Origin of the sequence: Ochrobactrum sp. RH2CCR150 (genome assembly GCA_014138095.1) — a bacterium.
In the GTDB taxonomy this organism is placed as follows: Bacteria; Pseudomonadota; Alphaproteobacteria; order Rhizobiales; family Rhizobiaceae; genus Brucella; species Brucella gambitense.
The window spans coordinates 770,939-789,926 of record JACGXE010000001.1 but is presented as its reverse complement, the minus strand read 5'-3'; the positions used below and the strand labels follow the sequence as shown (position 1 = coordinate 789,926).

Here is an 18,988-nt window from a genome sequence, read left to right as displayed (position 1 = left end):
CGTGCATTGATTGCGAGCCGAACCTTATCGGCGTCGACCATCGTTCACAATGAACTTGTGAAAGCCCCAATCATCTGTGAAAAGCACTTCATCTCTTCGTTTGCGCATATTCGGATCAGATCGGACAACATGATCAAGAAAACTCTCGCTGCCATCGTGCTCATTGCTGTCGCGTTGTTTGGCTATACCAAGGTCATGGCGCGGGTCAGCCTGGTCGAGCCTCCCGTCGCCGCTCAGGCAGAACAGCAGGCCGATGCGATCCGTGTTGAAAAGGCCAGCCGCCAGATGACCTTGCTGCGCCAGGGCCAGACGATTGGCACCTATCGCATATCGCTTGGCAGCAATGGCGATGGCGGCCACAAGCAGCGCGAGGGTGACGAGAAGACACCCGAAGGACAATATGTCATCGACTGGCGCAATCCGCGCTCAATGGCGCATCTGAGCCTGCATATTTCCTATCCGAACGAAGATGATCAACGGGCAGCCGCGGCGGGCGGTTATGCGCCGGGCGGCAACATCATGATCCATGGCCTGCCGAATGGCTGGGGCTGGCTGGCAGCCGCGCATCATTTGTGGGACTGGACCGACGGATGCATTGCCGTCACCGATGCGGAAATGCGCGACATTTGGGCAAGAGTGCCGAATGGCACGCCGATCGAGATCCTGCCTTAGAGCGCATCCCGAAAAGTTTGAAACGATCTTCGGAAAAGATGCGCGCTCTTACTTCACGGACCAGCGGTCAATATCCGCATCCTGCCCGATCAGCGCCAGACCAGTGGCGATCGAATCGAACTGGTTGGAGCTGGTCACCGCCGCATCGGGGAAACGATTCTCGAACACGGTGCGGATGACCGGCACGAAAGACGTGCCGCCCGTGAGAAAAACACGGTCGATATTGCCGGATTGAATTCCTGCCTTGTCGACGGCCTCTTCCACCGACTGTTCGATCTGGCGCACATCCTCGGCGATCCAGTTTTCGAAATCGTTGCGGGTGATATCCGAGCGGATTTCAAAATCATCCGCCTTGAAATGCAGTTCCGCCATGCGCTCAGATGACAACCGGACCTTGAGGTTCGAAACGGCACGGTAGATTTCGTAGCCGTAATCGTTCTCGATCAGATTGATGAAATGCTCCAGCGCTTCCGGCTCGACCGCCTGCTTGGCAAGTTCGGTCAGGTCGCGGATCGTTGCTGGGGAGTTCATCAGGAACAGCGTGTTCCAGCGCGCGAAATTTGCGTAATAATGGTTCGGCATGGTCAGGCGCTTGCCGAAGGATTTATATTCCGTGCCCTTGCCGAGCAATGGCGAAACCGCATTGTCGATGATGCGGTAGTCGAATGTATCGCCCGCAATGCCAAGACCCGTCTGGCTCATCGGCGTGAAGGAAAGACCGCCCTTGCCCACTTCAAAACGCACGATGGAAAAATCGCTCGTGCCGCCGCCAAAGTCGGCCACCAGAACGGTTGAATCCGCCTTCAATTCCTGCGCGTAGAAATAGGCTGCCGCCACCGGTTCGTAGACATAGTGAATGTCGGTGAAGCCAAAGGCGCGAAACGCCTTTTCGTAGCGCTGCATCGCCAGTTCCTCGTCCGGCGAACCGCCCGCGAAAATAACCGGACGCCCAATCACCACGCGATTGCCCTTAGGCGGCAGCCGGTCGCCGAGGCGCGCCGCAACCGTTTCGAGGAAAGTCGTCAGAATATCCTCGAACTTGAAGCGCTTGCCGAAGACCGGCGTATCGGTGAAGGATTTGGACGCCGCAAAGGTCTTGAAGGATTGCAGCATGCGCGTCGAATGCGGTGCGTTGACAAAAGCATCCATCGCCCATGGGCCGCTTTCCACCGTGCGTTCGCCGGTTTCGCGATCCTGCCAGAAACAGAGGATCGAGCGATAGCCGGTCACATCGGCGCCGTCCTTGACGACGCTCAGCACCGCCGCCGAGCCATCGGGGCTGGCAACCGACAAAACCGTATTGGTGGTGCCGAAATCGATGCCTAATGTCACGCCATCAAATAGGCTCTCAACAGCCTTCGTCATCACTGCACCTTTTGGGAGAAAATCGGGGAGCGGGCGGATTAGCAGCCGCGACGGCCAAGCTCAACCCGTTAATGTGCGTTTTGATGCCAATGGATGAGATCGGCGCGAAAATAAATACCTGAAACGCCGGCCCAATCCGTCATGTAACGAACGGAAAAGAAGTTTGAAGTAAAAGATTGCAGGTTTTTTGAAACTTTATAGAATTTTTGTTTTCAGACTGTTAGGTTCCAGCCCCGCATCCGGAGTGGTTCACCTTTCAGAGCATAATCCGACCAAATCTGTTCTCATGATACCGCCTGAACTGCTCCCTTATTTGTTCTCACCGCATGAATGCGACGCCGGGTGATTTCATCCGACTGCATAATGCTCCCGGCTGTCCAACAAATGAAAGCGATACTCATGGCGTTTCTCTCACGTACACTTCTGGCCACCGTCTTGCTGACTGCAAGCGCCCTGCCCTTTGCGGCGCAGGCTGAAGATGCAGCGGGCCAGCCGCTCGCCACCGGCTATCACAGCAGCGGCCAGGTTACCGCCGAGGTTAGCGGCGCCATACGCGACGGCGACAAGCTGACCGTCAAGGTTCGCTTCAAGAATGCCACAGAAGGCGACAACGTTTCCTCGACACTTTACAGCTCCATGTCGGACAAGGAGTACGAGAACGATTATTACCTTCTCGCCGGCGACAAGAAGTATCTGCTGTTGAAGGACTCCGAGGGCAAGCCGCTCACGCCCACCTCCGTTTCGCTGTTCGGCAAGGGGCCTGTGGTCGGCGTTTGGCATGGCGTCTTTCCGGCCCCGCCGAAAGACCAGAAGGTGACGCTCTATATCAAGGGGGTCGAGCCGCTTGGGCCGTTCGCCGTTCCCGCTGAATAGGGGGAACAGCCAATGGCTACGATCCATCGATTGACCCGTTTTGGTCTCATCGGCTTTGCTGCGCTGTGCCTGCCATCGGTCGGAACAGCGCAGGATGCAGGGCTGACTACGGATAAGAGCGCCTATATTCGTGATCTTGTGCCGGAAATCCGCGATCTGGTTTCGGCTTCCGGCGGCACAGATGGCAACGCGCGCGGCCTTTCGGGCGCAGCGCAACAGATTGTCGAAAAGAGCGGCAACATCACCATGCGCGAGACGGACAACAGCATCGTCCTGTCTGTCACAAGCGATATTCTGTTCGGCTTCGACAGCGCCAAGCTGACGGCTAAGGCCAAGTCCACACTGGGTGATGTGGTCAAGATATTGGACAGCACACCGGATTCCACCGTGCAGGTTGTCGGCCATACGGATTCCAAGGGCTCCGACAGCTACAACCTCAAGCTTTCCAAAGCGCGTGCCGGGGCGGTCGTCGAGTTTCTCGTCGGCAATGGCGTGCCGTCAGCACGCCTGAAACCGGAAGGGCGTGGCGAAAGCGAACCTGTCGCGCCCAACGACATAGAGGGCAAGGACAATCCCGACGGTCGCGCCCAGAACCGGCGTGTCGAATTCGTGCTGCCAAAGGCATGATGCCGCCTGCACAGCAGCGCCAAAAAGAAAAAGCCCGGATCGCTCCGGGCTTTTTTGCATCATGCTTATCGCTTCTTCTTGGCGCGACCGGCGAACGGATTGTCCGAGGTGCGCAGCGCAAGGCGGATCGGCACGCCCGGCATGTCAAAGGTCTCGCGCAGGCCGTTGATCAGATAGCGCACATAGGATTGCGGCATCGCATCAGGGCGCGAGCAGGACACGACGAAGCCCGGCGGGCGGGTCTTCACCTGCGTCATATATTTCACCTTCAGGCGGCGACCGGAAACGGCCGGCGGCGGCTGATGGGCGATCACGCCTTCCAGCCAGCGATTGAGGCGGCCGGTAGAAATACGGCGGTTCCAGATCTCATGGGTCTTCACGACATTTTCCATGAGCTTGTCGAGACCCTGTCCGCGTTCGCCCGAAATCGGCACGGCGCGAAGTCCGCGCACCTGCGGCAGAAGGCGGGCGGTCTTTTCGTAAAGATCGGCCAGAACCATCTGGCGGTCTTCGATCAGGTCCCACTTGTTGAAGGCGATGACCGGTGCACGACCTTCACGGATGATCAGATCGGCGATCTGCAAATCCTGCTTTTCGAAAGGGATCGTCGCGTCGAGCACGATGATCACCACTTCCGCAAAGCGGATGGCGCGAAGGCCGTCGGCGACCGACAGCTTTTCCAGCTTTTCCTGCACGCGCGACTTGCGGCGCAGACCGGCGGTGTCGAACAGCTTGATCTTGCGGCCGTGCCACTCCCAGTCGACCGAAATCGAGTCACGGGTAATGCCCGCTTCCGGGCCGGTCAGTAGGCGATCTTCGCCGAGCATCGTATTGATCATCGTGGACTTGCCCGCATTCGGGCGTCCGACAATGGCAATGCGCAGCGGCTTGGTCGCATCATAGGCCGGGATGATTTCTTCATCCGGGTCTTCGATGTCGTCACCGATCAGCTCGCCGACAGCCTTCGGCGTGAAGACTTCGTCTGCGGTTTCCGCTTCCTTCTCGTCGGCAAAGACACGTTCTTCGCCCAGAAGCTCGACAATGGCGTCGCGCAGGTCGGGCATGCCCTGACCATGTTCAGCCGAAATCGGGCACGGTTCGCCAAGACCGAGCTGGAAGGCGTCGTAAAGGCCCGACTGCGCACCGCGCGCTTCGGCTTTGTTGGCCACCAGCACCACCGGCTTGCCGGAGCGGCGCACCAGTTCGGCAAAGGTGTTGTCGGCAGGCGTCAGGCCGTTCTTGGCATCGACCACGAACAGAACCGCATCGGCTTCGCTGATGGCGGCCTCGGTCTGGGCGCGCATGCGCGCTTCCAGCGAGTCGTTGGCGGCCTCTTCAAGACCAGCCGTGTCGATCACCTGAAACTTGAGGTCGTAGAGCTTGGCGTCATGGATGCGCCTGTCGCGCGTGACGCCCGGCAGGTCGTCCACCAGCGCCAGCTTGCGGCCGACGAGACGATTGAACAGCGTGGACTTGCCGACATTGGGACGCCCGACGATAGCGAGAGTGAAACCCATGAACGAAAATTACTCCAGAAAGAAACAGGGCCGGTTCAAGACCAGCCCCGAAGGTAGCCTTTGTTTAACTTTGTGCCGCAACGCCTGCGCTGCGCATCAGATCCAGCATGGTGTTAGCGCGCTGGCGGATATTGGCCTGGGCCAAACCGTCATCGGCGATCTGCTTGAACAATTTGGCCGCATCGTCGTAACGCTCGGCCTTCCAGGCAGCAAGGCCAAGGGCTTCGCGCGCGCTGGAGCGCATCGAGTTGCCATCGGCGGACAGGGTTTCGACGCGCTTGGCGACATCGTCATAAGAACCGCTATCGACCAGCAGATAGCCCGCACGCAGGCGCGCCACATCACGCAGAGGGCCTGGCACGGCATTGTCGGCAGCGATATCGTCGAACGCCTTCACGGCGCCAGCCGCATCGCCCTTGCCAGCAAGAACCGAAGCCGCACGCAGGCGCGCCAGAACCGGATAGGAACCGTAGCCGGTCTTTTCCAGATCGTCGAGCGCGGCAAGCGCCTCATCGTTCTTGCCTGCCGATGCGAGGTCAAGCGCCGCGAGGAACTTGTCGCCGGATGCAGATGCCTTGCTGTCGGTCCAATGCTGATAGCCGACCCAGCCAGCAGTGCCCAGAACGATAGCAACGGCAGCACCGATCACGATCGGGCCGAAATTCTTCCAGACCTGCTTCGCCCGTTCCGAACGGAGTTCTTCGTTTACCTCGCGAATGAAACTGTCGTCTGCCATGGACCTGCCATTGTTCTTGAATCTGGTTTACGAAATAGATGTTCTGGCGCTTTTAGTCGGAATTGTCGCCATATGTAAGACCCGTCTGCGAAATAAGCAGATCAAGCCCCGCGTAAAAGTGAATTTCGGTCCGACCTTCGCCATATTCAAGGGATAGCGAGGTCATATCCCCCTTCCCGGCCTTCGATTTTCCCGGTATCTGATGGCAATGCGCGTTTTCTCCCCCAAAACTCTTCTCGCTCTTTCCCTTTCGACGGCTTTTTGTGCGCCTGCCGGGGCGACATCACCGGACATGAATGCCGGAACTGAAACTGCTGCCGTCAAAACGCAATATGTGCTGATTTCCTTCGACGGCGCACATGACAATGCGCTCTGGACGCGCTCGCGCGAACTCGCGAAGAAGAACAACGCCCGTTTCACCTATTTCCTGTCCTGCGTCTTTCTTATGACCCGAAAGGACCGCGCCAGCTATCAGCCGCCGCACAAAAAGGCGGGTGCGTCCAATGTCGGCTTTGCCCAGACCCATGATGAAGTCGTGACCCGGCTTGGTAATATCTGGCAGGCGCATCTGGAGGGCAACGAGATTGCCAGCCATGGCTGCGGCCATTTCGACGGCACAAGCTGGTCCACCGCCGACTGGAACAAGGAAGTCGGCGAGTTTCGCCGCATCGTCGCCGACGCCTACAAGAACAACGGTATCGACGGCGAGCCGGACGGCTGGCGCGACCTCGCGCTGCACGGCATCAACGGCTTTCGCGCGCCCTATCTCGCCGCTTCGAAACCGGTGCAGGACGCGCTGAAGGCCAATGGTTTCCGCTATCAGGCCTCATCCGTCACACGCGGGCCGGAATTGCCTCAGTTCACAGGCCAGTTCGCATCCTTTGGATTGCCGCTGATCCCGGAAGGCCCGTCGCAGCGCCCGATCGTCGGCATGGATTACAATCTCTATGTTCGCCATTCGAAGGGCAAGGAAGTGCGGGAACAATCGGCAGCCTTCGAGGACCGCGCCTATAAGGCGTTTCGCACCGCCTTCGACAAGCAATATGACGGTGAGCGCATTCCCTTGCAGCTTGGCTTCCATTTCGTGCTGATGAATGACGGTGCTTATTGGCGCGCCATGGAGCGACTTGTTTCTGAAGTCTGCACCAAGCCCGATGTTAAATGCACGACCTATGGCGACTATCTGAACAGCCTCGACAAAAACACCGGCCACGCTGCGCAAAACAGGTCGTAACCGGCGTTTTCCAAACCCTCATGCTGAGGACGCGCGTAAGCGCCGCCTCGAAGCACGAGGGTGCTGGGTAACCGCTCTAGTATTTATTTTACGCATTATCCTACGCATCGAAGCGGGATCAGAAATCAGTCCAGTGAACTGATTTCCCCGCGTAGCCGCTACGCACTTTTGCTGGAAATGCTCTAAACGCCCTGCGGTGTTTCCAGATTTTCGCGATCCAGCGACGGCAGCGGTTCGCCATGGATGGTCGCCTCGAAAGCCCGCAGACGTTTGTAGATCGACAAAAGCTCGATGATCGTCGTCCATGAATTGACGAGATACTGGAACGAACCCTGCACCTGAGAGAACACGTTGCTGATCTGGTTCATCAGGCCAAGTGTCAGCTTGCCTGCCACGATGGACGGAATGAGGATGATCGTCGGAAAGACATTGTCCGCCTGCAGGTAGAGAATGCGGGCCACGTTGAAATAGACATAGTGGAAATAGAGCCGGAAGTAATTGTGTCGGACATTGCGGAACAATTCGCGCATTGTAACCGGCCCCGCGCGGTCATCATGATCCTCGCCATAAACCAGTTCCTTACGATAGGCCGCTTCCACGCGCTGATTGTTAAACTCCAGCCCCGGCAGCTTGATGCCGACCAGCGCCAGCAGGCCTGTACCGAAGACGGCCCAGAAAACCGCCGCCCACACAAGTGCATGCGGGATGACGCCGATGATTGGCAGTTCATTGATCTTCTCGGAAAAACTGAACAAGACCGGCAAGAAGGCGATCAGCGTCATGACGGCCTTCACCAGACTGACGCCCAACTGTTCCAGCGTTGAGGAAAATCGCATCGTGTCTTCCTGCACGCGCTGCGCCGCACCTTCTATGTGGCGCAGTTGCGGCCAGTGGCTCATGTAATAATCATTCATCGCCGTGCGCCAGCGGAAGATGTAATGGCTGACGAAGAACAGGCTCAGCACACCGACCGTGACCGCGATGAAGGCGATGCCAAGGAAGTCGACAGTGCCCCAATAGAAATCGCTGGCCGTGACCGAACCCGGCGTCGACAGCGCCTTCTGCACCATATCGTAGAACGGACCATACCAGGCATTCACCGCCACGCTGGCCTGCACGGAGAAATAGGTCGTGAACAGGATCAGCGCCGAACCGAGGATCGACCAGCGCTGCCATGGATGCGGTGAAAACACTGCCCAGAAAGCATAAAACGCAAAGGTTGCTACCGCAAAATAGATGTAGAACCAGAGGAACGGCGTGGACCAGAAAATGCTGGCGCCGATGATCGGCGCAGCATCCGCGGCGGCTGGCGGCATTCCGAATATGCGCCCGAGATTTTCTCCCCCCATGTACCAGCTAAGGACAGCCAGCAGGCTCCAGAGCACGACAGATGGGAAAAACAGTTTTGGGCGAGGAAAGAAAGATACGAACACGAAAAGGGTCCCGATTCTATGGGGTTATCGCCCCATAGAATGCTTCTTGCCGCGCCTTTGCCAGTTAAATGTTTGTAAGATTTTGTTGGAAAACTTTTTCAGATTTCCACTCTCGTCGTTCTACTTGGCCTTTTGACCCGCCAGCACGCCAATCACAGCAACCGCCACCAGCGACAGCGCGGCGGCGAGACTGGCCGAGGTGAACGAGCCGGAACGCTGCGCCATAAAACCTGCGACCAGCGGCCCGACAATCTGCCCGATGCTGAAGCACACAGTCATACGCGCCAGCGCCCGCTTTGGCGAGGCAGGCGCCAGAAACCGCGCGATCTGAAGACCGAAAGCCGTCAGCGCCATGAAGGTCATGCCCAGAAGCGCACCCCCAACCAGTGGGCCAACAGGCGGCGCGATGACGACGCTGGCCGCAACGCCGATGGCTTCCAATATCGCCGTCAGCGCGAAGGCGTTGAACAGGCCGAACTTTTTCGCCGCCGGGGACCACAACCAGATGGACGGCGCAGCGGTCAGGCCGGTGACAATCCACACGGCTGCTTCCATCAGCGGTCCGCCCTCGTTGGCGCGCACGATGGCGATCAGAAACGTCGCGGTGATGACATAGCCGAAGCCGAAAATACCATAGGCAAGCGCCAATGCGTTGAAGGCAAAGCTTTTCGGCAAAGCCGGCTCACGGGTGTTGCCGCCATTGCCGCGCGGTCCTTCGCGCACCAGAAAGACCACCCCCGCCAGCATGACCAGCGTGAGCAGTGCCGCACCGACCCAATCCGCACGCCAGCCAAGGCCGGAAAAGCGGATGGCGGCGACCAGCACTGCCGAGATGGCAATACCGCTGCCCACCCCGCCGAAATGCACCGCACCAAGCCCGCTGCGCTCTGCGGCGGTCACATGGCTGAGCACGATGGCGGTGCAAAGGATCATGGTCACCGCGCTGATGAAACCCGCAGCAAAGCGGATGGCTGCAAACATCCAGACGCCGTCGAACAGCGCCATGGCCGCGCAAAGCACCGCACTGATGATCAGGCCGGTGATCACGCTGGCCCGTTCAATGCCTGCCGACCAGCCATAACCCGCCGCGACAGCACCAAGCAGATAGCCGATATAATTGGCGGAAGCGATGAAGCCGGCATCAGCAGCGTTGAAGCCAAGATCGGCCATCATGCCCGGCAGGATCGGCGTGTAGATGAAACGCCCGATCCCCATTGCGGAGGCCATGGCGAGAAAACCGCCCAGCGCATAACGGATAGCCGTCTGGTGTTGAGCGGTATTGGGGGAGGATGACATTGAAATATCCGAACGGGAAAAAGCTGACTTGAGAAAGTTCGACTTGGGAGAGAACTGGGTCGTGCGCCGCAAAATACCCTTCAAGCGTTGGCGTACAATTGAATTTTTCTGATGGCAGCGATCAAGGGGAATAGGGGAATAGGGGAATAGGGGAATAGGGGAATAGGGGAATAGGGGAATAGGGGAATAGGGGAATAGGGGAATAGGATTAACAACGCCTCGGCCGTCCGCAACCAAAACATACTGCCTTATTCCCCTATTCCCCTACTGCCCTACTTCAATGTGGAAACATCGCGCTTGGGGAGGCCAAATTGATCGCGGTTCAAAAACTCATTTCTATGACTGGTCTGTTTGCATCCGTCTTTCTGACTGCTGGCGCGGTTCAGGCGGCGGAACTGAAGTCCATGGAAGAGGTTGGTGCGGCGTTGCAGGCCTGCTGGTCGCCGCCTGCCGATACGAAGAACTCATCCGTCACGCTGAGCTTCAGCTTCAAGCGCGACGGCAGCCTGATCGGCGCTCCCCGTGCCACGGCGATCGATGTGCAGGGCGACGACAAAGCCAGGAAAGCTTTTGTCGATACCGCCATACAGGCCGTGCAGAAATGCACGCCGGTGCAACTGGCTCCCTCGCTCGCGCAAGGCATCGGCGGGGGTGTCTATACGATGCAGTTCACCTCGCCCGACAAATAGGCGCGAACGCTCGGCAAGGCCCAAACACGGCTTGCGAATCACATAAGTGTATGCTTATGTATTAGTCATGAGCGAGAACGATATTTTTAAGGCGCTGGCCGATCCGACCCGACGCGCAATCTATGAAAAACTGGCGACTGGCAGTCTGAATGCCAGCGCACTGCGCGAAGGCATGGAGATCAGCCAGCCCGCCATGTCCCAGCATCTGGCGGTTTTACGCGGCGCCAGTCTGGTACGGGAAGAAAAGCGCGGGCGGTTCGTGAATTACGAAGTCGACCCCGACGGTCTGGCGCTGATGGCCCAGTGGCTGATGAAATATCGCGCCTACTGGCCAGCGCGCATCGATGCCCTGAAAGACTTGCTGAAGGATATGGACCAATGACCGAGCAGCAGAGCCAAACGCCGAGGCCCGATATCGCACAGACCTATGAGCTGGATGCTGCGCCGCAGAAGGTCTGGCGGGCAATCAGCACGCCCGAATTCCGGGAGCACTGGCTTCCTGCAGCCGATCTTGCCGAACAGAGTGCCGCATCGTGCAAACCCGGTGAGGAAATCACCTATCGGATGCGCGAGAAGGAACCGCCTTTTCTCGAAAGCACCGTCACTTTCAGCATTGCTCCCAATGGTGAGGGCGGCACGCGCTTACAGATCAGCCATGTGCTGAGCGACATAAGGCTGAAGCGCCCTGCCCCGGTTGCAGCCAATGCCAATGGATCGCTGCTGATGCGCGCGGCCTAACCCGACCACGCCTTCATCCGACAATCTGGAAAGGAGTTCGCCATGCGCGAAACGATGCAACTCGTCCCTATGGTCGTTGAACAATCGAGCCGCGGCGAGCGGTCATTCGACATTTACTCCCGTCTGCTGCGCGAGAGGATCGTGTTTCTGAACGGTGAGGTGAACGACACGGTTTCGGAACTGGTCTGCGCCCAGTTGCTGTTTCTCGAAGCCGAAAATGCCAGGCTGCCGATCAATCTCTATATCAATTCGCCCGGCGGTGTGGTGACGAGCGGTTTCGCGATCTACGATACGATGCGCTATATCCGTGCACCTGTTCACACGCTTTGCATGGGCACCGCCCGCTCGATGGGGTCCTTCCTGCTGATGGCGGGCGAACCCGGCCACCGCGCAGCACTGCCCAATGCCAGCCTGCTGGTGCACCAGCCATCGGGCGGGTTTCAGGGCCAGGCATCGGATATTTTCATCCATGCCGAGGAGGTGCAGCGTACCAAACGCCGCATGATACGGCTTTACGCAGAACATTGCGGACGCAACGAAGAAGAGGTTGAACGCGCACTGGACCGCGATAATTTCATGACCGCGCAGGAAGGTCTCAACTGGGGGCTGGTCGATCACATTCTGGAAAAGCGTGACGACCCGGTTTCATAAAGGCCACCACACAAAATGAAAGAAGCGACAGTATTTGCATGGCCCGGGTCTTGCGACCCGGACATGCGTGTACTATCTCCCATCATGATATCCTCATATCGCCTTAACCAGTTGATATGTTTTAATAATTTTAAAACCCAATATATTGAACCCTATTAATAAGTGGACATAATGAATTTCAATTCCTGTATTGTTTTATCTATGATCGTTCTTGCAGGCTGCGCTGGACAGGCGGGATACGACGCGTCGTCTCCCTACCGAAAGAACAGTCACGTTTCCGCCATTGAAACCGATGCCATTCAAAGGGAACGGCAAATATCAGCCGACCAGGGTTCGGTGAGATCCAATGTTTTGGCAAATCCGGTGCGGTCGCATCCATGGGAGTAGATTAACATCCCAATCGGAAAGCAACTTCGGTTGAATTGCTCAAGAGTGTACCGTCTTCCTTGTCTGGACCGGCACACTGTCGGGAATTCCCGAATGCAGGAAGTGCAACAGCGTATCCTGCACCGATTCCAGCCGGTGTACGCAATCGCGCCAGCCGAAGGGTATTTCCTTCGGCACGGGCGGAATGCGCTGCGGCACCACGCCTTCATCCAGCGAACAATTGGCGATGATGATCTGCAGCGCCTCGCTGACCCATGGCGGCGGGGGAGCCTCTTTCTTGCGCAGCGCATTGCCAAGCGCTTCGCCAAACAGTAGCGCCGAGGCATAAAGACGAATGCCGCGACGATCATAACGCCCGGCCATTTCCGTCACTTCGCGGGCCGCGAGCCGCCCGCGCAACGACCAGCGCGCATTGCTGCGGGCAAGCGCAATGCCGTCCCCCAGCGCGATGACGGCCCGATGGGCGGAGGTGAACTGGTTGATCGCATTTTGCGCGCGCACCGGGTCCTGTTTATCGAGCGCCAAAGCCGCCTGTTTCAGCCCGTTTGCCAGCCGGTCCAGCAGGCCCCGCGCCGCCCTGTCGATCAGCCGCACCGGGTCAGGCGTTAGCAAGATCTGGCTGAACAAAAGCCCGACACCTGCCCCCACCAGAACGTCGATCAGGCGGGTCACGCCCGCCACCTGCGGCCCCATGGCCAGCACCAGAATGGCCGAAACACCGGATTGGATGGCAATCGCCGGCGCCATGCCGAACGATGTAGCCAGCACCATGGCAATGAAGGTCACCACGGCCATATGCATGACGGGAATGGTTTCCGGCAGCAGAAGCGACAATTCTCCGATCACCACGCCAGTCGTCACGCCGACCATCACGCCGATGGCCTGTTTGCCGTGGTTTGGCAGGTTGGGCGCGAGACAAATCACCGCCGTGACCATGGCAAAGACCGGCCGTGGCTGGCCGAGAAGCCATTGACAGATCAGCCACGCCACAGCGCCCGCAATGGACGCAACCAGCGCATCGCGCCAGCTCACCGACCATTGCTGAACGATCTTGTTCAAGCGCTGATGCATGGCTTTCTCCGCTTCGGCAGACCTATCCGCAGATATCTATGGCAGAAGCCCGGTAGCTCAAGACTTGAAGAAGGCCTCATACTGATCCGGCTTGAACCCGACCGTCAGCACGCCGTCCTTGTCGAGCACCGGACGCTTGACCATGGAGGGCTGTTCCAGCATCAGCGCACGCGCCTTGGCGGCATCGACATTCTGGCGCACCTCTTCCGGCAATTTGCGAAAAGTCGTGCCAGCGCGGTTCAAAAGCTGTTCCCAGGCGACGGTTTTCAGGAATCGGTCGAGCGTTGCCGCATCGAGCCCTTCCTTCTTGTAGTCGTGAAAACCATAGTCGATGCCATGGTCCTCAAGCCATGTGCGCGCCTTCTTCATGGTGTCGCAGTTTTTGATACCGTAGATGGTCACGCTCATGGTCGACTCCTTCAATGCTTTGCGCGATCAAAGGCCAATACGCATTTCGGTTCAACCCTTTATGTCAGATCTATCGCGCATCGTGAAAGATTATGCCCAGCGTATGTCGCATGCCGGAGCGGATCCGGCTGACGCCGTGCCGCATCTTGACCCGGTAGTCGCCGCGCGTGCCCTGCACCGGGCGGTCGTTGACGGCGAAGATCACCGCATCTCCCTGTTGAAGCGGCACCACCTCCGCCCTGCTCTGCATACGCGGGCGTTGCTCGGTGAGCACGAATTCACCGCCCATAAAATCCTCGCCCGGTTTCGACAGGAGAATGGCCACCTGCAAAGGGAAAGCAACGTCACCATAAAGGTCCTGATGCAGACAATTATAATCCCCCTCCACATATTGCAGGAGAAGCGGTGTCGGGCGCGACTGCCCGGCTGCATGGCAGCGTTCCAGAAAGGCGTCATGGGTTGGCGGATAGCGGGTGTCGCTGCCCATTCTCCGGCTCCACGCATTGGCGATGGGGGCGAGCTGCGGATAGAGGCTGGTGCGCAGGCTCCCAATTAAGGCAGGCAGCGGATTGGCGTAATATTTGTATTCGCCGCGTCCAAAACCGTGCCGCGCCATGGAAATGGTGGTGCGAAATGCGGCGGAATCATGCCATTTCGTGGCAAAATTGTGGCAATCATTTTCGGAGAGAAGTTTCGGGAGAATGGCCGTGCCGAATGTGTCGAGTTCGGCGCCGATCTTCTCCCAGTCATAGGCGGCGACTTTTGCCGCCGCCATTTCGTGATCGCCGCTCATGCTTCACGCTCCCGCTTCAGGAGATCGCGCTTGCGCTCAACACCCCAGCGATAGCCGGACAGTCCGCCATCATTGCGCACCACGCGGTGGCATGGCACCGCGACGGCGATCTTGTTGGCGGCGCAGGCCTGCGCAACGGCGCGAACGGCTTTCGGCGCACCGATCCGCTCGGCTATATCCGTATAGCTCGCTGTTTTTCCCGCCGGAATTTCCCGCAAGGCCTGCCAGACGCGCTGCTGGAACGCTGTGCCCCGCAGATCGAGCGGGAGGTTGAGACCGATGCCCGGCGCTTCGACAAAGCCGACCACCTGAGCGATCATGTCTTCAAAGTCGCGATCAGCCCCGATGAGATTGGCTTTCGGAAAGCGCTTTTCCAGATCGCGGATCAGTGCTTCCGGATCGTCGCCCATCAAGATGGCGCAGACGCCCTTCTCGCTCGCCGCCACAAGAACTGCGCCAAGCGCCGATTGCCCAATGGCGAAACGAATGTCGGCATCCTTGCCGCCCTGTCGGTAAGCCTTTGGTGTCATTCCAAGAATCCGGTCTGATGCTTCATAGAAGCGGCTGCTGGAATTGTAACCGGCATCATAGATCGCATCGGTCACCCGGATCTCCGGCGCGTCGAGCGCCACCCGCATTTTCCGGGCGCGATGTGCGTCCGCATAGGCCTTGGGCGTCAGTCCGGTGAAGGCTTTGAAAATACGATGGAAATGCGCCGGACTGGTCTTCACCGCATCCGCGATTTCTTCCAGAGACGGCACTTCCTCCGCTGCCTCGATATAGCGGCAGGCAGCCGCCACGATTTCGGCATGGCGCGCATTGTTCTGCGTTGCGAGCGTTTCGGTCAGATGCGGCTTGCAGCGCATGCAGGGTCGAAAACCTGCCCGCTCCGCATCTTCGCAACGATCGAAAAACTGCACGTTTTCGCGCTTTCCGCGCCGCGACGGGCAGGATGGGCGGCAATAAACGCCGGTGGTGCGCACGGCATAAACGAAGGCACCGTCCGACGCCTTGTCGCGTCCGAGCACCTTCTGCCAGCGGCTTTCATCGGGATCATGCGTTTTGAGGGTCATAAGGTTCATGTCCGTGTTCCTTCTTTATATGAACCAGACATACGACCTTACAAGGGCGGTCACACTCCGCTGCTTGCTTTCAAATTCAAAATGAAAAAAGCGGGCCTTTGCAGACCCGCCTTCATCGAAATATTCGTCCGGCAGACGCGATCAGGATTTACGCGCATCCGCGATGGCCGCGATCAGTTCCTGCTGTTTCATCACGCCGCCATAGAGCTTGGTGCCGATGACGAAAGACGGAGTGCCGCTGAAATTGAATGCTTCACCCTGATTCATGTTGCGCTCGAGAATGCCATTGATCCGCTTGGAATCGGCCTTGTAGGCTGCTTCTAGCTTGGCGGCGTCGAGACCGCCCTTCTTCATCGCTGCATCGACCTGTTCCTTGGTCAGACGGCCAGGCGTGGCCATCAGCGCTTCCATGGCCTTGACGTAATTGCCGGACTTTTCCGCCGCCAGAACAAGCCGCGCCGCATAGGCCGACATATCGCCGAAAATGATCCAGTCCTTCAGAACCAGTCGCACATTGCCGTCATCCTTGACGACGCGCATCAGTTCACCATGGCCCTTTTTGCAATAGGGGCATTGATAGTCGAAATATTCGACGATGGTGACATTGCCATGCGGATTACCGAGAACCGGGATTTCCTTGTCGTAGAGAACCTCGGCCACGGTCGGAACGGCCTGTGCCAGACCCTGCGCACCCGAAAACCCGAGTGTCGCAATGGTCCCGGCTGAAACAGCCAGCATCTGACGGCGGTTTATCATGAACTAGCTCCCATGCCAGATTGGGACTTGTCGAGCACCACAACGCGGGCACCCGTCGGGGCGCGCTTGTAGAGATCGAGAATGTCCTGATTGAAAAGACGGATACAGCCCGAAGACGCCGCCTTGCCGACCGACCACGGCTCATTGGTGCCATGGATGCGATAAAGCGTGTCCTTGCCGTCGCGATAGAGATAGAGCGCGCGGGCGCCAAGCGGATTGCGGATACCGCCCTCCAGACCATTGGCATATTTCGCATAATGGTCGGGATTGCGCTTGATCATGTTGGCGGTCGGGGTCCAGCGCGGCCATTGCGACTTATAGGCAACCTTGGCTTCGCCCTTGAAGGTCAGTCCGGCGCGACCGACACCGACTGAATAGCGCATGGCCTTGCCGCCCGGCTGCACGAGATAAAGATAGCGCGCATAGGGATCGACAATGATCGTACCCACCGGGTGATCCGTCGCATAATCGACCTGCTTGCGCAGGTTGCGCTCGGCAATCTTGTTCACATCGAGCGCGGGAATGAAGTTCTTGCCGTCGGTGACAGCGCCATACATCACTTCATATTCGCTGCGCGCCGTCTGCACTTCCGGTTCTGCCACGGCTGCGACTTGCACCGGCTGCGGTTCTGCCACAACCGGCTGAACCATGGGCGCCGGCATCACGACTGCAACCGGCTGCTCGGCGGAAGTCGTCGTGCAGGCCGCTGCCGCCAGCGGCAGCATAGCGATGGTGGCAATGCGCAACAGTCGCGCCGCAATGCGGTATCTGTCGTCCCCGCGTTTCATAATTGTCCAAGCCCCCGGCATCGTCTTCAATCCTTGTTTCTGCAATTACATCCGGCCATCAGTGGTGAGACCGGCCGACCGGGCAATGGTGGCAGACGTGACATCGCCCACCAGTCTCGTCCCCTCCCGCTCGCGGCTTGCCTTGTCGAAGAAGATCATCGTCGGCGGGCCAGCCACTTTCAGCTTCGCCATCAGGTCCGCATTGCCATTGGTGAGATCGGAAATATCGGCCTTGATGAGCTGATAGCCGTTCAGGCTTTTCTTCACATCGGCATCCGGCAACACACGCTTTTCCACGGTGGAGCAACTCACGCACCAATCCGCCGTGAAATAGATCAGCGTCGGGCGCGAGCCTTCCACTGTCGCAAGCTTCTCCTGAAGGGAAGAAACCGTATCGACCGGCGCGAATCGCAGCTCGGCCATACTCTGGTTGTCGCCACGGTTAGCGAATACGGCCAGCGGTTGCAACGGATCTCTGCCGCCAGACGCTAGGCCCAGCATCAGAATGGTTGCATATACGAAGGCTGCCGCGCCAATCGTGCGGGCGACAACGCTATGCCCCGGCACTTTGAGGAACGCAAAACTTGCCACGCCGAACAGTAGAATGGCCCAGAGCGCCATATCCACGCCCGAAGGCAAAAGCGGTGCAGCCATGAAGATCGCGGTTGCCAGAAAACCGAAGCCGAAAATCTGCTTCACGGTTTCCATCCATGCGCCTGCGCGCGGCAGCGTGCCCGCGCCAAGGGTTGCGAAAGCGATCAGCGGCAAGCCCTTGCCGATACCAAGCGCGAAGAGTGCCCCCGCACCCAGCGCGACATTGGCCGTCTGTGCAATATAGAGAAGCGCGCCCGCCAGCGGTGCGGTCACGCAAGGGCCGACAATCAGCACCGACGAGAAGCCGAGCACGGCGGCAGAGCGCTTGGAGCCTGTACGCTGGCCGGTCTGCGCGGAAACCGCGCTGACCCACCGGCTTGGAAGCTGGATCTGGAACAGGCCAAACATCGACACAGCCAGCAAGGTGAACAGGGCAGCCAGAGCCAGAGCCGTCCATTTCGATTGCAGGACCATTTGCAGGTTCTGCCCCGACCAGCCAGCGATTGCCCCCACCAGCGCAAAGCCCAAAGCCAAACTGACCACATAGATGGAGGAGAGGACGAAGCCGCGTTTTGCCGTCAGCTTTTCGCCTTCGCGCGCCAGCGTTCCGGCGACGATGGGATAGATCGGGAAAACGCAAGGCGTGAAGGCCAGCAGCACCCCGAACGCCAGAAAGGCCGCGATCACAAAGCCCGTGCCGCCCTCAGCGAGCAGGTTTTCGACCATGCCCTTTTCGGGCGCGAGCGCAAAAGCCTTGCTTTCGTTGGCCGTGCTTGCAGCCATACGGGGTGCAGCAGTCGTGAAAGCGGTGCCTTGCGCGAAGGACTGGGTTTGGGCTTTGGCCAGAGTGCCCATCTGGCTTGAAACGACCAGCGTCACCGGGTCGACTGTCCGCGTTTCAGGCCGATAGCAGATGCCGTCTTCCTGACAGCCCTGATAGGTGATTTCCACCGGCGCGGTTTGCGCATTCAGGCTGGCACTGGCATGGCGATAATAGACTTCGAGCCTGCCGAAATTCGGGTCGTCCTTGGCAATACCGGGCTGCGTATCGACATCGAGCGCATTGCCCTTGTCGTCCTTGGCGGCAATATGATCGCGATAGAGATAATAGCCTTCGGCAATGGTCCAGCCGAGCACAAGGCGTCCATCGGCATCCTTCGTCACGCCTAGACGAAAGGCTTCGTTCACCGGCAAAGGGCCAGCGGCAAAGGCTGACGAGAACGCCGTGAAGATCAGGAGAGCGAAACTCACAAGGCTCGCAGAAAGACGCATTCCGGT

The 18,988-nt window shown here is 58.6% G+C and carries 20 protein-coding genes; 8 read left to right on the top strand and 12 right to left on the bottom strand.

The annotated features are described in order from the left end of the window. Positions 1-129 precede the first annotated feature (129 nt). On the top strand, positions 130-672 hold the full coding sequence (locus FHW03_RS03565) for a L,D-transpeptidase family protein (RefSeq protein ID WP_182519374.1): 543 nt from the start codon (positions 130-132) through the stop codon (positions 670-672). A gap of 48 nt (positions 673-720) precedes the next feature. Here FHW03_RS03565 and FHW03_RS03560 read toward each other — a convergent pair whose 3' ends face one another. Continuing rightward, on the bottom strand, positions 721-2,037 hold the full coding sequence (locus FHW03_RS03560) for an Hsp70 family protein (protein WP_182519373.1): 1,317 nt from the start codon (positions 2,035-2,037) through the stop codon (positions 721-723). 384 nt (positions 2,038-2,421) lie between these two features. On the opposite strand from FHW03_RS03560, the gene FHW03_RS03555 reads away from it, so the two are divergent. Both FHW03_RS03555 and FHW03_RS03550 read left to right on the top strand, forming a co-directional pair. After that, on the top strand, positions 2,422-2,910 hold the full coding sequence (locus FHW03_RS03555) for a hypothetical protein (RefSeq protein WP_182519372.1): 489 nt from the start codon (positions 2,422-2,424) through the stop codon (positions 2,908-2,910). Between the two features lie 12 nt (positions 2,911-2,922). Continuing rightward, entirely contained in the window at positions 2,923-3,537 is a 615-nt protein-coding gene (locus tag FHW03_RS03550; protein WP_182519371.1) for an OmpA family protein, read from the top strand. A gap of 65 nt (positions 3,538-3,602) precedes the next feature. On the opposite strand, the gene der is transcribed toward FHW03_RS03550, so the two are convergent. Together der and FHW03_RS03540 are read right to left on the bottom strand one after the other, a co-directional pair. Next, complete coding sequence (gene der, locus FHW03_RS03545) at positions 3,603-5,054, bottom strand: ribosome biogenesis GTPase Der (protein ID WP_151590288.1); 1,452 nt, start codon at positions 5,052-5,054, stop codon at positions 3,603-3,605. A gap of 64 nt (positions 5,055-5,118) precedes the next feature. Continuing rightward, a complete protein-coding gene (locus FHW03_RS03540) occupies positions 5,119-5,790 on the bottom strand; it encodes a tetratricopeptide repeat protein (RefSeq protein ID WP_182519370.1) in 672 nt (223 codons plus the stop codon). A 208-nt stretch (positions 5,791-5,998) separates the two neighbouring features. On the opposite strand from FHW03_RS03540, the gene FHW03_RS03535 reads away from it, so the two are divergent. Next, entirely contained in the window at positions 5,999-7,024 is a 1,026-nt protein-coding gene (locus FHW03_RS03535) for a polysaccharide deacetylase (protein WP_182519432.1), read from the top strand. Positions 7,025-7,206: 182 nt separating this feature from the next. Here the strand turns inward: FHW03_RS03535 and sbmA are convergent, their stop codons facing one another. Further along, entirely contained in the window at positions 7,207-8,457 is a 1,251-nt protein-coding gene (gene sbmA / locus FHW03_RS03530; RefSeq protein WP_182519369.1) for a peptide antibiotic transporter SbmA, read from the bottom strand. Positions 8,458-8,577: 120 nt separating this feature from the next. Continuing rightward, on the bottom strand, positions 8,578-9,753 hold the full coding sequence (locus FHW03_RS03525) for a YbfB/YjiJ family MFS transporter (RefSeq protein WP_182519368.1): 1,176 nt from the start codon (positions 9,751-9,753) through the stop codon (positions 8,578-8,580). 338 nt (positions 9,754-10,091) lie between these two features. On the opposite strand from FHW03_RS03525, the gene FHW03_RS03520 reads away from it, so the two are divergent. The 4 genes from FHW03_RS03520 (at position 10,092) to FHW03_RS03505 (ending at position 11,831) form a co-directional block, all read left to right on the top strand. Further along, positions 10,092-10,442 (top strand): hypothetical protein, encoded by a 351-nt coding sequence (locus FHW03_RS03520; RefSeq protein ID WP_182519431.1) that lies wholly within the window; start codon positions 10,092-10,094, stop codon positions 10,440-10,442. Between the two features lie 67 nt (positions 10,443-10,509). After that, entirely contained in the window at positions 10,510-10,824 is a 315-nt protein-coding gene (locus FHW03_RS03515) for a metalloregulator ArsR/SmtB family transcription factor (RefSeq protein ID WP_182519367.1), read from the top strand. Continuing rightward, positions 10,821-11,180 (top strand): SRPBCC domain-containing protein, encoded by a 360-nt coding sequence (locus tag FHW03_RS03510; RefSeq protein ID WP_182519366.1) that lies wholly within the window; start codon positions 10,821-10,823, stop codon positions 11,178-11,180. Before FHW03_RS03515 ends, FHW03_RS03510 begins: the two co-directional genes overlap by 4 nt. A 42-nt stretch (positions 11,181-11,222) precedes the next feature. Beyond that, positions 11,223-11,831: an ATP-dependent Clp protease proteolytic subunit gene (locus tag FHW03_RS03505; RefSeq protein ID WP_182519365.1), complete on the top strand. Its 609-nt coding sequence runs from the start codon at positions 11,223-11,225 to the stop codon at positions 11,829-11,831. A gap of 426 nt (positions 11,832-12,257) precedes the next feature. Here FHW03_RS03505 and FHW03_RS03500 read toward each other — a convergent pair whose 3' ends face one another. From FHW03_RS03500 to dsbD, 7 genes are all read right to left on the bottom strand, one after another. Then, positions 12,258-13,289: an FUSC family protein gene (locus FHW03_RS03500; protein ID WP_182519364.1), complete on the bottom strand. Its 1,032-nt coding sequence runs from the start codon at positions 13,287-13,289 to the stop codon at positions 12,258-12,260. A gap of 57 nt (positions 13,290-13,346) precedes the next feature. Beyond that, on the bottom strand, positions 13,347-13,697 hold the full coding sequence (locus FHW03_RS03495) for an ArsC family reductase (RefSeq protein WP_078337982.1): 351 nt from the start codon (positions 13,695-13,697) through the stop codon (positions 13,347-13,349). A 70-nt stretch (positions 13,698-13,767) separates the two neighbouring features. Then, positions 13,768-14,490, bottom strand: coding sequence for a 2OG-Fe(II) oxygenase (locus FHW03_RS03490; protein ID WP_182519363.1), 723 nt, complete (start codon positions 14,488-14,490; stop codon positions 13,768-13,770). Further along, the gene (ada, locus tag FHW03_RS03485; protein WP_182519362.1) at positions 14,487-15,572 is read right to left on the bottom strand and encodes a bifunctional DNA-binding transcriptional regulator/O6-methylguanine-DNA methyltransferase Ada; all 1,086 of its coding nucleotides are present in this window, start codon (positions 15,570-15,572) and stop codon (positions 14,487-14,489) included. Before ada ends, FHW03_RS03490 begins: the two co-directional genes overlap by 4 nt. A 141-nt stretch (positions 15,573-15,713) precedes the next feature. Then, on the bottom strand, positions 15,714-16,328 hold the full coding sequence (locus FHW03_RS03480) for a DsbA family protein (RefSeq protein ID WP_182519361.1): 615 nt from the start codon (positions 16,326-16,328) through the stop codon (positions 15,714-15,716). Then, positions 16,325-17,116, bottom strand: coding sequence for a L,D-transpeptidase (locus FHW03_RS03475; protein WP_182519360.1), 792 nt, complete (start codon positions 17,114-17,116; stop codon positions 16,325-16,327). Before FHW03_RS03475 ends, FHW03_RS03480 begins: the two co-directional genes overlap by 4 nt. A 45-nt stretch (positions 17,117-17,161) precedes the next feature. Then, entirely contained in the window at positions 17,162-18,982 is a 1,821-nt protein-coding gene (dsbD, locus tag FHW03_RS03470; RefSeq protein ID WP_182519359.1) for a protein-disulfide reductase DsbD, read from the bottom strand. Between the last annotated feature and the right edge of the window lie 6 nt (positions 18,983-18,988).

Excerpts from the sequence above, each read along its gene's own strand:
- FHW03_RS03565 (WP_182519374.1), top strand. The coding sequence starts at position 130 with ATGATCAAGAAAACTCTCGCTGCCATCGTGCTCATTGCTGTCGCGTTG.
- FHW03_RS03560 (WP_182519373.1), bottom strand. The coding sequence starts at position 2,037 with ATGACGAAGGCTGTTGAGAGCCTATTTGATGGCGTGACATTAGGCATC.
- FHW03_RS03555 (WP_182519372.1), top strand. The coding sequence starts at position 2,422 with ATGAAAGCGATACTCATGGCGTTTCTCTCACGTACACTTCTGGCCACC.
- FHW03_RS03550 (WP_182519371.1), top strand. The coding sequence starts at position 2,923 with ATGGCTACGATCCATCGATTGACCCGTTTTGGTCTCATCGGCTTTGCT.
- der (WP_151590288.1), bottom strand. The coding sequence starts at position 5,054 with ATGGGTTTCACTCTCGCTATCGTCGGGCGTCCCAATGTCGGCAAGTCC.
- FHW03_RS03540 (WP_182519370.1), bottom strand. The coding sequence starts at position 5,790 with ATGGCAGACGACAGTTTCATTCGCGAGGTAAACGAAGAACTCCGTTCG.
- FHW03_RS03535 (WP_182519432.1), top strand. The coding sequence starts at position 5,999 with ATGCGCGTTTTCTCCCCCAAAACTCTTCTCGCTCTTTCCCTTTCGACG.
- FHW03_RS03525 (WP_182519368.1), bottom strand. The coding sequence starts at position 9,753 with ATGTCATCCTCCCCCAATACCGCTCAACACCAGACGGCTATCCGTTAT.
- FHW03_RS03520 (WP_182519431.1), top strand. The coding sequence starts at position 10,092 with ATGACTGGTCTGTTTGCATCCGTCTTTCTGACTGCTGGCGCGGTTCAG.
- FHW03_RS03515 (WP_182519367.1), top strand. The coding sequence starts at position 10,510 with ATGAGCGAGAACGATATTTTTAAGGCGCTGGCCGATCCGACCCGACGC.
- FHW03_RS03510 (WP_182519366.1), top strand. The coding sequence starts at position 10,821 with ATGACCGAGCAGCAGAGCCAAACGCCGAGGCCCGATATCGCACAGACC.
- FHW03_RS03505 (WP_182519365.1), top strand. The coding sequence starts at position 11,223 with ATGCGCGAAACGATGCAACTCGTCCCTATGGTCGTTGAACAATCGAGC.
- FHW03_RS03500 (WP_182519364.1), bottom strand. The coding sequence starts at position 13,289 with ATGCATCAGCGCTTGAACAAGATCGTTCAGCAATGGTCGGTGAGCTGG.
- FHW03_RS03495 (WP_078337982.1), bottom strand. The coding sequence starts at position 13,697 with ATGAGCGTGACCATCTACGGTATCAAAAACTGCGACACCATGAAGAAG.
- FHW03_RS03490 (WP_182519363.1), bottom strand. The coding sequence starts at position 14,490 with ATGAGCGGCGATCACGAAATGGCGGCGGCAAAAGTCGCCGCCTATGAC.
- ada (WP_182519362.1), bottom strand. The coding sequence starts at position 15,572 with ATGAACCTTATGACCCTCAAAACGCATGATCCCGATGAAAGCCGCTGG.
- FHW03_RS03480 (WP_182519361.1), bottom strand. The coding sequence starts at position 16,328 with ATGATAAACCGCCGTCAGATGCTGGCTGTTTCAGCCGGGACCATTGCG.
- FHW03_RS03475 (WP_182519360.1), bottom strand. The coding sequence starts at position 17,116 with ATGAAACGCGGGGACGACAGATACCGCATTGCGGCGCGACTGTTGCGC.
- dsbD (WP_182519359.1), bottom strand. The coding sequence starts at position 18,982 with ATGCGTCTTTCTGCGAGCCTTGTGAGTTTCGCTCTCCTGATCTTCACG.